Origin of the sequence: Glycomyces buryatensis, assembly GCF_004912275.1 — a bacterium.
In the GTDB taxonomy this organism is placed as follows: Bacteria; Actinomycetota; Actinomycetes; order Mycobacteriales; family Micromonosporaceae; genus Glycomyces; species Glycomyces buryatensis.
Window position 1 is genome coordinate 49,286 of record NZ_STGY01000009.1, and the last position, 15,397, is coordinate 64,682.

Sequence of the window (15,397 nt, forward strand, 5' to 3'; positions counted from 1 at the left end):
GGTATTAGATCTATTGCGGCTCTGGGCTGTCCTCGATGTCGTCGACCGTCAGATCCTTCAACCAGCCCGATGGCCTACCTATCAACACCTCCACGATGGAGGTATTGCGACGACCAGTTGAATCCGTCCGGACAACTTCATACTCTCTGGATCACCTCCACCCCCAAAGCTCCTTACACTCCCTCTTTGAGCTCCCGGAGGTCTTCGACGTGCAGTCGTGATTCGGGTGGGGCTACCTCACTGGACGTGGTGAAAACACCCTCGCGGCGCAGTACCTCTCGGATGTCGCCTCGGTCCTCTTCGATCCAGCGGAAGCTCGGCGAGATCCTGCCGTTGTGCTGGAGTACCCGGTGCGCATTGAGAACCTTCGTGGTGCCGAGGTAGTTGCCCAGCTCCCGCGGATTGCGACCAAGTAGGCGGCCTAGATCGCCGTACGAGGTCCAAGTTCCATGTGGCAAGCGCCCCAACACGTCTCCGAGTTGGGATTGCCAGGTAGGCCTCTCAGGGACGGGCTCAGTTGCTACGGGTGCGACCTGCGAACGGAGTTCTGCCAGCGACAGTCCACTATCGACATGAACCCAAACATTCCAACCCGGGTGGTTGCCATTGGCAACAGCGACGGCCGCCCCTGAGGGAGAGTCGGCAAGTTGCCCGCTTTCCAGCCGGATGGTTCCGTCGGGGCCGACCTTGGCTGAGTACGCCACGCCCTTCTTGGTGCGATTCCACCGAAGATCATCCCCCTCGCGTAGCAGCCCTGCCCTGATGAGTGGAGCAAGCGCGCCTTTCGTTGCTGAGGATGTGTTCGGGGTGGATGGGGTGGTACTGCTGGTGTCGTCATCCAGTCCGAGCAGGCGGGTCAAAACGGAGTCGACAGAATCCTCCAGAGGGACAGCTCTCTGCTGTATGTACCGATAAAGTCGCTCGGAGATCTCGATCGGGATCATGGTGTTCAACGTCAACCTCCTCCGGTAGTTTCTGTTGGTTCGACACTATCATGTTGGCGGTAGTTGATAGAAAATATCGAATGCCTGTTGGGTGCGCAGATCTCCAGCACCGCTGCAAAATCGAGTGATGGAGGCTTCGATGGAGTGGACTGCACGTGATAATGTCACCGTCGGGTGGCTGGGCCAGCTGTCGAAGTGGCCAGCGGGCTGAATCTTTGGTCGCCCAACGAAACACGCCGCGCTGCCCTCAGGCTGGAACCGCAGGGGCAGCGCGGCGGCACACCTACGCGGGACAATCTCGCGCAGATATTAGGAGGCCCCGGTGTCGGAACCCCACATCGATTATCCATCATCCCGCCTGACCAGCGCCAAGCTCGTCACCACCGCCATCGTGGCGATCACGGTCATTACCGTCAGCGCTTCGGCTGCTGCTGCGGCGGTCCCGTCGGTCCTGCTGATCGGCTTGCTGGCTCTCACCGAGCGGTAGCAGTCTCGGTCACCGCCGGCCCGCCATGCGGATGCGCAGGCCGGCGGTGACCAAGCCTTGTTGGGCCGGCGAAACGAAACCGTCAGCCGGTTCTGCCCGACCGGGGTCGGACTCTCACCACTGCGAGCGCGATCCGTCTCGGACGGCTGCCTGCAGCCGTTCGATGTGCTTGTCGAGGTTCTTGATCTGCGTTGAATCAGGACCGAAGGCGTCTGCGAGCAGCGGGCGGACGGCCTCGAACTCGGCCAGGGCCTCGTCAGGGCGTCCGGTGGCCGCCAGCATCTGGGCGACGAGAAAGCGCGAATCTCGGAACTTGGCCGCCTCCTCCTCATTCCCTCCTGGGTCGGCGTTCTGCACGTAGAACCGCAGATGCGGCAGCGCCTTCTCGGGTTTGCCGGTCTCTGCGAAGGCATGGCCCGCATGGTAGGAGCAGTCGAGGACGTAGGTGTCGGTCGGAGGAAGGAACTTGCGGAATTCGCGTCCGACCTTTTCGAACAGCGAGGCCGCACGGGTGTACCTGCCGTCGATGAACAGTGCTGCGCCCAAGGCGCGGCGCAGCAGCAGCGCCGCGGCCGGGTCGGGCCCCCCGCGCTCGACGGCCTCCTCGAGGAGGCCGATGGCCTCCGATACGACGCCTTCCTCGAGCAACGTCTCGACCTCTCGGTTCAGCTTCGCGGCCTCGAGCTCGGTGAGCGCGGGCTTGTCCTCCGCCGTCTCGCGGGTGCGGGCGGTGGTCAGGAGCGGACGGCGGAACGGGCGGGTGGGGTCGCGGCGCTCCGGACCGGTCCAGACGGCGTCGACCACGTCGACCGTCGTCATCAGCGGCAACAGCGCCTCGTAGACGGTCTCCGCGCTCGGGCGATCGCCCGGCTCCTTTTCCAGCATCGAGGACACCAGCTCGTCGACGGCCTCGGGAACGTCCGAGCGTTCGGCCCGCGCTGAAGGAGCGGGCGCGTGCAGGTGGTGCGTGCGCAGCTCGACCCCGCCGGTCTGATGGAACGGCACATCGCCGGTGAGGAGCTCGAAGAAGAGGCAGCCGAGCGAGTAGACGTCCGAAGCGGCCGTCACCGCCCGTCCCTGGCACTGCTCGGGCGACATGTACGCGGGCGTGCCGACGGTCCGGTCGACCTGGGTCAGCCGCGGCAGCGCTCCCGCGCCGTGCAGGATCGCGATACCGAAATCGAGGACCTTCACCAGGCCGCCGTCGACGATCATCACGTTGGCCGGCTTGATGTCTCGGTGGACGATGTCGAGCTGGTGGACGTCGGCCAGGACCGCTGCTATCTGAGCGGTGATCGAGGCCGCCCACACCACGCTAGGCGCGCCGGTCTCGTAATCGGCGCCGTCGAGCACGGTCTCGAGCGTCGAGCCGCGCAGCAACTGCATGACCAGCCACAGCCTGGTACTGCCGTCCGGGCCGAGCTCGACGTCGGTGTCGTAGACCGCCGGTATGCCGGGATGCTCCAGCCGGGCAGTCGTGCGGATCTCGCGGAGGAACCGCTGGCGGTCGCGGTCGATCGCGTCGAGGATCTCGACAGCTTCGGGGCTGTCCGGGGCCGCCGGGGTCGCCACCGGCCGCATCAGCTTGATCGCCACACGACGGTCGAGGCGCTCGTCGTAGCCGTGGAAGACCTCGCTCATGCCGCCGTGGCCGAGCAGGCCGCCCACGCGGTACCGGTTGGCGAGTCGCCATTCGTCGCCCGGCTCGGTGCCGTTTGCCATGGGCCTCAGTCCTTTACGGAGTGGTCACCGGTCTCACGGTACATCTCCGCGCGCAGCCGCGCCAGGGCTTCCTCCCTGGCCGGCTCGGTGATGATCTTGTATGCCCTGGACCGGGCGGCCTCCTTGATGGCCTTGCGGAACTCGTTGTTGTCGAAGTAGAGCTTCATGAAGTCGGTGTTGCGCTCGGCATGGTCGGCGACGATGTCGTCGAGCCGCCCGTCGACGACCTGTCCGAACCGGGCCTCGTCGTTCATGAGCGCGACCTGCTGCATCCCGGTGTCCTCGACCAGGGCAGCGACCTGCTGGAAGACCAGGATCTGATCCGAGGTGCCCAGGCCGAGGCCGAATCGGCTGTTGAGGTCTTCGATGACCTCCGACAACGGCTCCAGTTCCGGTTCCTTGAATCCGCCGCCGTCCGCCGCGTGGCCGCGCACGTCCCGATCGCCCACGGGCGACAGCGAAGCGTTGTGCCGCCCGGTGAACTCGAGGCGGAAGTGGCTCAGATCGGCATCGCCGATGTCGACCGAGGTGGAGGGATGCCCTGGCAGGCGGATCAGCAGGATGCGTCCGTACTGGTAGAGCCGTTCGAGGTCCCGGTCGCCCCAGTCGACGATCTGCGCGATGAGGCTGTAGGCACGCACGTAGCTCTTCAGGGCGTCCCGGAAGCCTTCGCGCTCGTCCTCGGTCTCGAGGCCAGCGAAGCGGTCTAGGGCCGGTTTCAGGTACTCGTGCAGCTCGGCGTGGAGCTTGCGCTCTGCGGCGTCGGGCAGCCGCGCCGTCCCGGCCGCGCCGAGGACCCTGATGAACGCCTCCATTTCGGACGCCGCGAGCAGCCCGTAGTCCATGACCGCGTACTGCTTGGTATAGAGCAGGTTCGGGTCGCTCGGTTCGGTGATCGTGGTCTCGAACCAGTCCTCGAACGCCGCCTGGATGTCGGAGGCCTCGTTGACAAAGTCGAGAATGTGAACGTCGTCCTGCCGTTTGAGCGGATGGGTCCGGTTGAGCCGTGACAGGGTCTGCACCGCGGTGACACCGGTCAGCGGCTTGTCGACGTACATGCCGCACAACAGGGGTTGATCGAACCCGGTCTGGTACTTCTCAGCCACGACCAGCAGCCGGTATTCGTCCTGGTCGCGCGCCACCGCCTGCGGATCGTCGGCCTTGGTGTAGCCGAACCGGTCGGGCAGTTGGCTTTCGGGGAACCCGTTGAGCTTCGCCTCGGTGTACTCGTTCTCGGCCTCGTCCTTCAACTGCCCGGAGAACGCGACGAGGGTGCCGCAGTCGGTGAACCCGCACTGGCTCACATAGGTTCGGATCGCCTGGTAGAGGTGCAAGGCGTGCTCGCGGCCGTTGGTCACGACCATTGCCTTCGCGCGGCCCCCGAGTCGGCCGACAAGGTCCTCCCGGATGTCGTCGACGATCAGCTTCGCCTTCTGCTCCATTGACGTCGGGTGCTGCTCGGCGTAGCGGACAAATTTCTTCCGGGTCTTGGCGGCGTCCACCTCGGGGTTGGCGGCGCGCGACTCGGCTTGTTCCACTGCGGCGTTGCGCAGCCGCCACTTCGTGTCGTAGGTGATGTAGTTCGCCAGGACGTCGAGGATGTAGCCCTCATCGATGGCCTGGCGCATCGAGTAGACATGGAAGGGCACGTGCATGCCTTTGTCGCCGGTGCGTGGGTGGATCCGCTCGGGGTCGAAGCCCCCGAACAGCTTCAAGGTGGGCGACTTGGGCGTGGCGGTGAACGCGAAGTAGGACAGGTTCGGCTGCGGGCCACGGGCCCGGGTCAGGTACGTCGCCTCGTCCTCGTCCTCCTCGCGGACGGCGTTCGCTCCGACGGCCTGCTTGATCTTGGTCGGGGTTTCGCCGCCTTGGGAGGAATGCGCTTCGTCAATGATGACCGCGTACCGCCTGTCGGCCAGGTCGGTATAGCCCTTCTCCGCGATCTTGCCGAGCACAAACGGATAGAGCTGCAAGGTCGAGATGATGATCTTCGAGGTGGCGTCCTCGAGGGCCGCGGCGAGCTGCGCGGAGTCCTCGTCGATCTTCTTGACTACGCCGGGGGTGTGGTCGAACTGGTAGATGGTCCGCTGCAATTGGCGATCGAGGACCACGCGGTCGGTAATGACGATGGTCTTGTGGAACACCGGCCGGTTGTCGGCGTCGAACAGGTTTGACAGGCGGTGCGACAGCCACGCGATGGTGTTCGACTTGCCCGAGCCGGCTGAGTGCTGGATGAGGTAGTTCGACCCGGCGCCGTTCGAGCGGGCGTGGTCGATCATCTGCTGCACGGCGTGCCACTGGTGGAAGCGGGGGAAGATCTTGGGCGAGGTGTGCGGGTTCTCCTTGACGCCCTTGCGGTCGGGGACCTTGACGTGGATGAACCGGTGCAGGATCTCGAGCCAGTTGTCGCTCTGCCAGATCTGCTCCCACAGGTAGGCGACGCTGTAGGAGCCGGGCGCGGCGTCGGGGTTCCCGGCCCCGCCGGAGATGCCGGGGCCGTTGGAGCCGATGTTGAATGGCAGGAACTGCGTGTCTGCGCCGTGGAGGCGGGTGGTGATGAAGGCCCGGTCGGGGTCGACCGCGAAATGGACGAGGGTGCGCTTGGCGAAGAACACGTCGTTCGGGTCCCGGTTGTTCCGGTACTGGAAGACGGCGTGGTCGGCGTTCTGACCGGTGTTCGGGTTCTTCAGTTCGGCGGTGGCGACGGGAAGACCGTTCAGGAAGAGAGCCATGTCGACCGACTTCTGCGGGTCGCGCGAGCTGAAGTGGAGCTGACGAGCGACGGTGAGGAGGTTCGCGTCGTACTCAGCGAGGGCATTGACGGCGAGCGTGTGGCCGGGCCGGAAGTAGGCGAGCTCGATCTGCACCCCGCGGTCTTTGACGCCCTGGCGCAGTACGTCAAGGGTGCCGCGCGCGTCGATCTCGGAGGCCACGCGTTGTGCGAATTGGCGTTGGGCGGTCGGTGCGTCACCACCATAGAAGCCGACCAGCCGATCCCAGCGCTTCCGCTGTGTGGCACTGATGAATTCGAACATGGCACCGGTATCGATGCTCAGCTCGACATCGAAAGTGCCTTCGGCACGAGTCCAACCGCGCGAAACCATCTCGAACTCGACGCGCGCCTCGAAGGGCAGTTCAGTATGAGGACCAGGGCTCATGCGGAAACACCTCCAGTAGGGGAGAATCCGCGAGCTGTAGTGACATCGATCTTCCCTGTAACGGCAGCAGTTATGAGTGCGTGGCATTGTTCAACGAGAAGGTCAATACTCCTTCTGATTGCCGCAATCACCGTATTCGTATGGTCAGTGTACGAATCAATCTGACTGGCGACATCTTGCTGCATGTCAAGCGGGAGGAGTGGCATCAGTCGCTTATGGATATCGTTCCTATTGATGCCGGGTACTGCGGCTCTTGCCTGTTCCATTTCATATGGAATACTTCTTAGTACGTAATAGCAATACTTGGGTAGGTTGCCGTTAAATTGCTTTACATAAAGCGTTGTGTTATGGGGCCAGAAGTCGGTCTCGATCCAGTGAACCGAGCCAGCGGACCCATATCTACCAACTACAACTCCCGGGCCGCGGACAATGCTCTTATCGTGGTACCCATTGATCCCTGCGGTCGTAACCACAGGAACCTTTCCCGGCTGCCTCTCTTCCTCTGTAAGGTCAACGCCACGTTGTAGCTGAGCGATCCGCTGTAGCGGAACGAGCGCTGCTCGTTCGTTTATCTTCCCAATCCAGGGAGTTCCTGAATCGATCGCGGCATCGGAGAAACCCCCCGCAATTGCGCTGCGTTCAAAGGCTGATTGGCGCTGATTGAGGACGTCGATCTGTCGATTTCTCGCGATGATTAGTGCTCTATTCTTGGTCAACTCGACGTCGAGGAAATCGGCAATGCGGCGCTGTTCGTCGAGAGGGGGATTCACCAACAGAAGCGAAGCAAGCGCATCGGTTGACAGTTCCAAGAATGTTGACCCTGCGCCGCGTGCAATCAAATCTTCGCGCCGTGATAGTAGTTGATAGCGGAAATATCGTGAATCGATCGGGGTAGTTGCAATGAGGCCCCGACATCCTTGATTGAATGCCATTCTGACGGTGGTTTCCGCGACATAACCGATAGGGGCTCGAGTGGATACAATCAGTGACGCGTTAGGCACGGTTTGAGATCCTGCAAGAACACCTTCTTCGGTGAGGGTTCGCTCTGTGGAGAATAGATATGAACAATCGGCAGCGCCAACGTCCACTGGTGTTGCCCAAGGAATTCCTCCACCCCAATATTCTTCTTCTGCCTTCGGGGTGCCGCCATTAACGATGCGGAATACTCGGCGGAGAGGTACGTTCTGCCAGGTCATTCCGTCACCTCGCCGAGGAGCTTCTGGATTTGCTTTTCTAGATCGCGGAGTTCGGCGTCGATTTCTGCCAAGGGCCTTGGCGGTGTGTAGACGTAGAAGTGGCGGGTGAAGGGGATTTCGTAGCCGACTTTCGTCTTGTCGTAGTCGATCCACGCATCAGGCACATGCGGGGTGACCTCTCGGGTGAAATAAGCGTTGATGTCCTCATCAAGCGGGATGTTCTCGTAGTCGCGCAGGTCCGTGTCCGGGAGGACATCGCTCTTCTTGTCTTTCTGCACTTCGCCTTCGGGGTCGGACACTGCCACTGCCGCCCAGACGGCCTTGAGCAGCGGCGCCTTGCTCGGCCACTGGGCGCCGCCTGCCGCAGCCGCTTCATGGAGTGCGTCCGTCGCTTCCTTCTTCGTCCACCACACCGAGCCGACCAAGCCGCGAAGCGCCTTGATCAAGGCCTCTCGCCCGTCCCACTTGGTCAACGCTTTCGCCCCCTCCAACACGGCAAGGGAGTCCTCCGTGACCTCGAACCGCAGTTTGAGCGGACGTTCAACGGTGATGCGGTGGTATCCGAAGTCACGGGTTCCGAAGATCTTCACCTTGGTGTGGTTTGGATGCGTCTCATCCGCGACTACATCGAGCGCGTCGATGTAGAGCTTCGTAATGTGCTTGATCTGCGCATCGCTGATTTGCTTCCGCTTGTCACCGAACGACTTCCGCATCTTCTCCCACTGGTCGCGGGCGTCGAGCAGGATGACCTTGTGCTGCAGCCTCCGATCTTTGCGGTTGGACAGGATCCAGAAATAGGATGAAATTCCGGTGTTATAGAACAGTTGGTCGGGTAGGGCGACGATTCCTTCGAGCAAATCGTTTTCTAGGATCCACTGTCGAATTTTCGACTCCCCGGACTCGGCCGCGCCGGTGAACAGAGGGGAACCGTTGAAGACGATTGCCGTGCGCGCTCCCTTGCCTTCGACTGGTTCCATCTTGTCGATCATGTGCTGCAAGAAGAGGAACGAGCCGTCGTTGATGCGTGGCGTCCCTGCTCCGAAACGGCCGGCATGGCCGAGTTCCGCCTCGGCCTCGACCTCGTCCTTTACCTTCTTCCACTCCACGCCGAACGGCGGGTTCACCAGCATGTAGTCGAACTTCTTGCCCGCGTGGCCGTCGTCGCTGAAGGAGTTGCCGAAGTGGATGAGGCCGGTCTGCCGTCGCATGAGCATGTCCGATTGGCAGACCGCCCACGCCTCCGCGTTGACCTCTTGGCCGAAGAGAAAAACCTTAGCCTTCGGGTTGATCGACTTGATGTGGTCCTCGGCGGCGGTGAGCATGCCGCCTGTCCCGCAGGCGGGATCGAGGATGTTGATGACCTGGCCGTCTCCCATGACCGTGTCGGCGTCCGGGGCGATCAGCAGATTCACCATGAGTTTGATGATCTCGCGGGGGGTGAAGTGTTCGCCGGCGGTCTCGTTGGAGTCTTCGGCGAACTTGCGGATCAAGTGCTCAAAGACGTAACCCATGTCGTGATTGGACAACTTGTCCAAGTCGCGCATGCCCTTGAACCTACCCACGACCTGATGAAGTAGTTTCGCCTCCGCGAGCCGGGCGATCTGGTTGTCCAGGTCGAAGCGGGACAGGATCACCTCGACGTTCGGGGAGAAGCCGTTTAGGTAGTCCTGCATGTTCTTCGCGGAGTTCGGTGCGTCGGCGCTGATCGACTCGAGGTCTTGCTTCGATGTGTTGTAGAACGGGAGCTTCGCGGCGATCTCGAGTAGTCGCTGTTTGTTCTGGATGCCGCCGAGTTTCGCGTCCCGGTCCCAGACGGCCTGACGGGTCGGCGTCATCACCGCATCGAGGCGGCGGATGAGGGTGAACGGCAGGATCACCTGTCCGTACTCGTGGCGCTTGTAGTCGCCGCGCAGCAGATCGGCGACGCTCCAGATGTCCTTGGCCATCTTTTCGTGTGTGGGTCCTGCGCTCACAGTTCGCTCGTCTCACCTTCGGTGCTGTTGCCGGTCTTCTGCTGTGGGATGAAGTCGGGTGCCACGGCCCCTGTCGTGAGGCCGTGAATCGTCTGGTCTATGAGGCTCGCGCTGATCCGCGCCAGCGCCGCCAGCGCGGCTTGGAGCCCCTGCAAGTGGCGAAACGCGTCGCCGTATCGGCGTTGCTCTGCGTATCCCACATCGGGGATGAGGCACCGCCGCAGGTCTTCTCGGCTGATCGCTCCGAGTGTATTGGCCACCGGCAGCGAGTGGGAGTCGGCTTGCAGGAACCCGGCGAGGAAGTGCGAATCCAAGCGGGCGGGGTCGACCTGGACCACATGAGCGACGCCGGATTCGTCGGCCTCGGTTCCGGCCGCGACGGCCGGTGGCCTGCCCAAGGTCCGCAGGAGCAGGTCACCACGACGTGGGGTGGTTTCGCGCGAGCGAATCCGCAGCGCCCCCAGGCGTTCCATTTCTCCAATGCTCACATAGGAGCGTCGCGGCGGCGAGGTCGGTGAGGTGAACCGCGGCAGGCCTTCGCCTATGCGTGAGTACAGATCCCGCAACCGGTCGGTGACCTGGTCGAGCTCGGCGGCACTGGCTTTGGCGCGCACGGCGAGATGACGTGACGGCCGGAGATCGGTGTCGCCGGTGAGCAGGTCCGGGCGTGGGACCGAGCGGATGATCGTCGGGTCCGGATTGCCGAACAACCGTTGCCACGCCCCGAACTCGTGCGGAACTTCGGCGGGATCGCTGAGCGCGGACAGGTCAATCATGCGTACGGTTGGCGCGTCGGTGGAAGCGGGGAGGCGTTGCAGCACCCAGAGGCATACTTCTGAGTTAGGGCGGGGTCCGATTCCCTTTGGCAGCGTGATCACTTCGCGCAGAGCCCCGGAACGCACCAGGCCCGCGCGGACGTCCCGCCCCGAGCTTTCGGTGCAGGTGCGAGGGGACACCGCGATGACCGCCACCCCATTTGGCCGCAGATAGGCATAGCTGTGCGTGACCCAGGCCAGCTCATGGCCCTTCGCGCCGGGTACGCCGAACTCCCATCGCAGGTCGGCGGGGAGATCGATGGTTTGTCCGGTTCGCTTCCGTTGATCGGCGGGCACTTGGCAGAGCACGCCTGCCGCCGAGCCTCGATGTGCGCGGAGACGGTTATCCGTCAAAGAGTTGCCGACTTCGATCTCATACGGGGTGGCGTATGGGTTCTGGCGCAAGAGCATTGTGGCGGCAGCGGCGCCGACCTCTTCGCTTTCCTGCCCGGCCAAGCGGACATGCTCGCCGAACCGATCGGCAGCGGCCATCAGCAGCGTCCCGTGAGAGCCGGCGGGGTCCAGCACCGTGGGGGCGTCGGCATCGTCTTTGATGACCGGCTCCTCGGCGGCCGTCGAGCGCGGCAACAGCGAGGCCATTGCCTTGGCCAGCAACTCGGCTGGGCTCAGGTCCGTTATCCCGCGTTCCGACAGGCGACGCATCCGCTCGTCGTAGCGCTCCTCCTGGGAGTTCGGCGAGCTGACGACGTGTCCAGTGCCGGTGTCTGTTTGACCGGCCGTCGCAAGTTGGTGGCCCTTGCCGGTCGCCAGCAACCAGGCCTCGACCTCCTTGCGAGAGAACCTGGGGCTCGTGGGGCTGCCGCCGATCGGGCGGGGGAACTCTGGGTAGCGACGCCGCCAGTTTGAGACGGCCGCCCGCCCGACGCCGACCATCCGCGCGATGGCGGCGGCCGTCAGCTCGTCAGGGTCGTCGGGGATCATGGAGGGACTGTACATGTTCACAAGATTTGAGTCCAAGTCGCTGTGAACGTTGTTGACATGACCTGGAGATGTTCACAAGATGTCATCGTTGGCTCACGGCTCCGCGAGTGGCGGATCTGGAGGGCAGCCGACGTGAAGAGTTGGATGTTCGGAGTCAGGTGAGCACTCGGGCGTCGAGGGCGGTCATCAGGTTGCGTTTGCGGTAGTGGGCCTCGCGGAGGTTGGCGACGTACAGGGCTCCCGCGCCAGGTCCAGTTGAGCGGTCAAGGCATTCGGCAGCGAGGGCGATGAGCTCCGCGGCGGCCTCGTATGACTGCTTGTTCATCCGGTCGATCAGGGCCTCGGCTTGGGCCATGAACAGTTCACCTGTCGCTTCCGGGGCCTCGAAGCGGTGGCGCTTGGCGACCTTGACCCGGGTCTCGGGCAGGGCGCGGTGCTCGCGTGCGGCCTGCCAGGCCTCGGCTACGCGGTCCTGGCGGAGCAGCATATCGGCCAGGTCGTCTGCCAGTCCCCAACGGGGCCTTGGGCCTTTGAGCAGGTCTTGCACGGACTCCACGGCCCAGCCGAGTAGTTCGGGCTCTTCCAGTCGGGCAAGAGCTTCATATGAATGGAGTCCGGGGTCTTGTTCGAAGCGGTCCTTGTGGAGAGCGATGAGGGCGGCGCGGTCCTCGGCGCTCTCGTAGTGCTCGGAGAGGAAGTCAATGAGGCGCTGGTCCTGCCGACCGGAGGCGAGGGCTTCACGAGCCCGCTCGACTGCTTCGGCGCGACGGCCCATGCGGTCGAGCTGATCCACGAGGGGCCAGGCGTTGCCGTCTTCTGATGCCGTCTGAGCATGCGCTTCGAGTATGAATTCGTCGTCGCCGACGCATTCGGCGTAGCGGATCAGCAGGTAGCGGTGAGTCCAAGATTCAATGTGGCCCTTGCGGGTCCGAAGGATCGAGCCGTAGTGGGCGAGACCTTCGTCGCCGAGGACCGTCGCGTAGTCCTCGATGTCCAACTCGGGCATGGTGTTGTCGTCGAGCTGGTGGGCGGCGATCCATTCGGCCGTCGCGATCGGGTCGATCTCGGCGGCCGTGCAGGCGTCGAGATGGGCGGAGGCGAGTTCGCCGGCCGCCTCGCCGACCCGATATTCGACCTCGGCCCGCTCCCAGTACTCGCGGACCCGGTCGATCGCATGGCGGGCCAAGGCCACGGCATCGCCGGGGCGGCCTTCTACGACGAGCGCGCGAACATGCGCCGCGAAGTCCGAGACCGCGGCGGCGTAATGCTCGTGCTCGTTGTAGTCGAGTTGGTAGTGCCCGTTGAGGACGAGCGCATTGTCTACGGCGGACAGCTGGCCGTCGATCGTCCGGCCCTTGGCTGTGTCGGCGAAGGCGGCCCGCCGCTCCAGTCGCTCGCGCAGTGCGGAGTCGTCCTCGGCTGCCTCGAGCAGGAGCTCGACAAGTGCAGACCTTTCGAGCGACGCAAGGTGCGAGCGTAGGTCGACCGGCTCGTGTACGTCGCCGCCGTGTTCATGCTCGTAGAGGTAGACGACGCCCACCGCAACGCAGTGCTTGCAGAAGTTCTCGTCCTCGCCCCACGGGCAGTCGCACCGGCCTTCGATGCCATTGCGTTTGAGTCGCAAGCTGACCCGATAGCGCTCGGTGCCCTGGACTTCGGCCCGGATCTCCTTGTCTGACGCAGTTAGATGCCTGACCGCGTCGAAATACTTCAGTCCGTGCTCGTAGGATTTCGGGCCTGCCAGTTCGGCAAGGTCGTCAAGGGTGAACCCGCTCTTCACCGAAACAGTCTAGGATTCGGTGAGTTCGGAGCCGAAGCGACGCAACTGGATTGAGTGACAGTCGGATATCTGACTCAAACCCCCACGCGTAGTACAGGTGAGTTGATCTTGTAGCGAAGTGCTCACGCTGTCTAGAATTGCTCGGCATGACGGACGTTGAGGAAGAACTGCCCCCAGGACCGCCTCCGCTCATGGAACTCGCGCGACAGCTCGTCACCGAGCGGACCCGCCCTCGCCAGCGACTCCCGAAGGGTTACCAGAAGGCCGAGATTCCGCGCGACATCTGTTCCCCGAAGACCTTGGGGCGTCTGGAATCCGGGAGGTATCGCGGGATCAACCTCGGTACCGTACTCAAGCTCCTCAGGTTCTATCAAACTCCGTACGAGCAGGCCGACCACATCGCGAGGCTCGCCGAGGCGTCGAAGGCGCACGACTGGTGCAGCCACTATGCCAGCGTCCTCGAAGACCGAAACTGGTTTTACCAGCAGTGCGAGGACAGCGCGAGCTACATGATGTTCCACTCCTACTCGGTGCTTCCCTCGCTCATCCAGGGCCGGGCCTACTACCGGATGCTGAGGGACACGACCACGATTGCGATGGAAGGCGAGTTCGACTGGGAGGAGGGCCTGGAGTTTCGCATGGATCGGCGCGAGCGCTGGATCGAGTCCGAGCGCGCGATCCAAGCTCTCATTGGCGAAGTCGCCCTGACCATCGACCTCGGCCCTAGGAAGGACGCGATCTTGGCCGATCTGCGCGAGATCGCGGCGCTGCCGTTTGCCGATGTCCGGGTCATTCCGTTCAGCGCTGGCCGATATGAGCTCCAGAGCTGGACGCTCAACCTGCTCGAATACGATGACGGTGAAGAGACCGTGATCAACGTCGAGTCGCCCCGGGGGTCCGGCTTCGTCCCCGTCGACTCGGCGCGAGGTAAGTTCTTCTCCGGTGCCGCCAAGCTGGCATCGGGCAAGTCGATCGCATTGGAGGACTTCCTACAGTGAGCAACACAGGACCCTGGCGCAAGTCGAGTCGCAGCGGCGGAGGCCAGGACAACAACTGCGTCGAGGTGCGTCTCGACAACGACGCCCCACAGGTCTCGGACAGCAAGCTCGCCGATGACCGCCCCATCCTCACCGTCACGCCCGGCAGCTACAACGGGCTCCTGGCGTGGGTGAAGCACCACGGCCGGCAGTAAAGCCGTGGGTTTGTCGGCGGCCCGGCGTGGAGGCTAGAGGGTCGTCGACCGAACCAGTCAGAATATCGAACGCAGCGGCAGGCTCCGGCCCGCCGCTCGTTCACTTTCCAAGCACCGCAAGCGCATCGCATCCGAGGAGTCATATGAGCGAGCACATGCGCGAACACCCCCTTAAAGGCCAGTTCGACACGGCTTCCGCCCGCTGGGCGCGTCCCGACGCCGACGATGGAACCCCCGGAGAGCTGGAGATCGGCTTCGCCGATAACGGGCTGGTAGCCATTCGCCGCTGCGACGACCCCGAGGGCGCGATCCTGATCTACACCCCTGAGGAGTGGGAGGCCTTCGTCGGCGGCGTCCAGGACGGCGAACTCGACCTCTCCGTCCTGATCCAGGACGCGCGAGACGCCTCCGAATAGCGTCCGCTCTCGGGTCCACCCGAGTCGGCTGCGGCCACCGGCACGGGACACCGAGACGACGAATTTTGTCCCATCGGTCTGGCCTTTCTCGGAGACAGTCGGCCGCTTCTGGCAGACCCTCCGGTCAGTTCTCGTGATTGCTCCAACGTTTCCCCTGTTCTTAGGCTTGTGCCAACGCTCCGCCGTTTCAGTGCGGAGCCCTAAGGCGACTGTTGTCAAGTTGCGAGGGAGGGCACGGCATGACCCGACGACAACGTCCACCGCTCGATCCGGGCCGGGTATACGGCCTATTCGTCAACGCGAAGGGCACTGCGTTCGTACTGCGCGCCAGCGCGAGCGGCAGACGGATGAACGTGTGCCTTCACCACGACGAGGGACCGCAGATCGCCGTGGTCTGCAACCCGACCGAACCGGGCGAGCGCTTCATCAGGTGGCAGGGCCGTCTCTGGTCCTCGAACCCCGAGGACTGGAAGCAAGACGTCAAGCGACTCGCCTTCGAGTCCATCGACGCGATCCTCGCCGCCTCGCGGGATGCGGCGACCCGGCCGTGAACGAATTCGGTGATCTCCTGTCTCGCAGCGTCGTCGCCGCCGCACGCCTGCCACAGCCTGCCCGTTCCGGTTCCCGCACTTATAAAGCCGTTGTATTCCATGAACCGCACTCCGACACCGTTGACGGTTGGGGCAGGGTGGAGCCCCGGTGTCCAGTCACGGTGTCCTGCTGCCTCTGTCCGGTCGCGCTTCGTCTCTCCGTTTCCGGCTACGGAGAGATG

General features: G+C 63.5%; 12 protein-coding genes. 5 read left to right on the forward strand and 7 right to left on the reverse strand.

The genetic code is table 11. The features are described 5' to 3' along the window. Nucleotides 1-173 precede the first annotated feature (173 nt). On the reverse strand, nt 174-944 hold the full coding sequence (locus FAB82_RS03410) for a restriction system modified-DNA reader domain-containing protein (RefSeq protein WP_246039431.1): 771 nt from the start codon (nt 942-944) through the stop codon (nt 174-176). Nucleotides 945-1,266: 322 nt separating this feature from the next. Here FAB82_RS03410 and FAB82_RS26855 point away from each other — a divergent pair, with 322 nt between their 5' ends. Next, nucleotides 1,267-1,431, forward strand: a complete 165-nt coding sequence (locus FAB82_RS26855; RefSeq protein WP_168801397.1) for a hypothetical protein — start codon at nt 1,267-1,269, stop codon at nt 1,429-1,431. Nucleotides 1,432-1,545: 114 nt separating this feature from the next. Here FAB82_RS26855 and FAB82_RS03415 read toward each other — a convergent pair whose 3' ends face one another. From FAB82_RS03415 to FAB82_RS03440, 6 genes are all read right to left on the reverse strand, one after another. Further along, nucleotides 1,546-3,153 carry a serine/threonine-protein kinase gene (locus tag FAB82_RS03415; RefSeq protein WP_136533147.1) on the reverse strand — a complete coding sequence of 536 codons (1,608 nt, stop codon included), beginning with the start codon at nt 3,151-3,153 and terminating at the stop codon, nt 1,546-1,548. 5 nt (nt 3,154-3,158) lie between these two features. Beyond that, entirely contained in the window at nt 3,159-6,311 is a 3,153-nt protein-coding gene (locus FAB82_RS03420; RefSeq protein ID WP_136533148.1) for a type I restriction endonuclease subunit R, read from the reverse strand. Then, on the reverse strand, nt 6,308-7,507 hold the full coding sequence (locus FAB82_RS03425) for a restriction endonuclease subunit S (RefSeq protein ID WP_136533149.1): 1,200 nt from the start codon (nt 7,505-7,507) through the stop codon (nt 6,308-6,310). Before FAB82_RS03425 ends, FAB82_RS03420 begins: the two co-directional genes overlap by 4 nt. Continuing rightward, nucleotides 7,504-9,453, reverse strand: coding sequence for a type I restriction-modification system subunit M (locus FAB82_RS03430; protein WP_136533150.1), 1,950 nt, complete (start codon nt 9,451-9,453; stop codon nt 7,504-7,506). The genes FAB82_RS03425 and FAB82_RS03430 overlap by 4 nt, the downstream gene beginning before the upstream one ends. A gap of 23 nt (nt 9,454-9,476) precedes the next feature. Continuing rightward, entirely contained in the window at nt 9,477-11,237 is a 1,761-nt protein-coding gene (locus FAB82_RS03435; RefSeq protein WP_136533151.1) for an N-6 DNA methylase, read from the reverse strand. Nucleotides 11,238-11,391: 154 nt separating this feature from the next. Continuing rightward, nucleotides 11,392-13,017, reverse strand: a complete 1,626-nt coding sequence (locus FAB82_RS03440) for an SWIM zinc finger family protein (protein ID WP_136533152.1) — start codon at nt 13,015-13,017, stop codon at nt 11,392-11,394. A 146-nt stretch (nt 13,018-13,163) separates the two neighbouring features. Between FAB82_RS03440 and FAB82_RS03445 the strand changes: the two genes are divergently transcribed. The 4 genes from FAB82_RS03445 to FAB82_RS03460 all read left to right on the forward strand — a co-directional run bounded on the left by FAB82_RS03445 (nt 13,164) and on the right by FAB82_RS03460 (nt 15,176). Next, complete coding sequence (locus FAB82_RS03445) at nt 13,164-14,015, forward strand: Scr1 family TA system antitoxin-like transcriptional regulator (RefSeq protein ID WP_136533153.1); 852 nt, start codon at nt 13,164-13,166, stop codon at nt 14,013-14,015. Beyond that, complete coding sequence (locus FAB82_RS03450) at nt 14,012-14,209, forward strand: DUF397 domain-containing protein (RefSeq protein WP_136533154.1); 198 nt, start codon at nt 14,012-14,014, stop codon at nt 14,207-14,209. Before FAB82_RS03445 ends, FAB82_RS03450 begins: the two co-directional genes overlap by 4 nt. Nucleotides 14,210-14,352: 143 nt before the next feature. Continuing rightward, nucleotides 14,353-14,625, forward strand: a complete 273-nt coding sequence (locus tag FAB82_RS03455; protein ID WP_136533155.1) for a DUF397 domain-containing protein — start codon at nt 14,353-14,355, stop codon at nt 14,623-14,625. A 239-nt stretch (nt 14,626-14,864) separates the two neighbouring features. Beyond that, nucleotides 14,865-15,176, forward strand: coding sequence for a hypothetical protein (locus FAB82_RS03460; RefSeq protein ID WP_136533156.1), 312 nt, complete (start codon nt 14,865-14,867; stop codon nt 15,174-15,176). The last annotated feature ends 221 nt before the right edge of the window (nt 15,177-15,397 follow it).

Bases quoted from the DNA above. Each gene is read 5' to 3' on its own strand.
- FAB82_RS03410 (WP_246039431.1), bottom strand. From the start codon at position 944: ATGATCCCGATCGAGATCTCCGAGCGACTTTATCGGTACATACAGCAG.
- FAB82_RS03415 (WP_136533147.1), bottom strand. From the start codon at position 3,153: ATGGCAAACGGCACCGAGCCGGGCGACGAATGGCGACTCGCCAACCGG.
- FAB82_RS03420 (WP_136533148.1), bottom strand. From the start codon at position 6,311: ATGAGCCCTGGTCCTCATACTGAACTGCCCTTCGAGGCGCGCGTCGAG.
- FAB82_RS03425 (WP_136533149.1), bottom strand. From the start codon at position 7,507: ATGACCTGGCAGAACGTACCTCTCCGCCGAGTATTCCGCATCGTTAAT.
- FAB82_RS03430 (WP_136533150.1), bottom strand. From the start codon at position 9,453: ATGGCCAAGGACATCTGGAGCGTCGCCGATCTGCTGCGCGGCGACTAC.
- FAB82_RS03435 (WP_136533151.1), bottom strand. From the start codon at position 11,237: ATGATCCCCGACGACCCTGACGAGCTGACGGCCGCCGCCATCGCGCGG.
- FAB82_RS03445 (WP_136533153.1), top strand. From the start codon at position 13,164: ATGACGGACGTTGAGGAAGAACTGCCCCCAGGACCGCCTCCGCTCATG.
- FAB82_RS03455 (WP_136533155.1), top strand. From the start codon at position 14,353: ATGAGCGAGCACATGCGCGAACACCCCCTTAAAGGCCAGTTCGACACG.
- FAB82_RS03460 (WP_136533156.1), top strand. From the start codon at position 14,865: ATGACCCGACGACAACGTCCACCGCTCGATCCGGGCCGGGTATACGGC.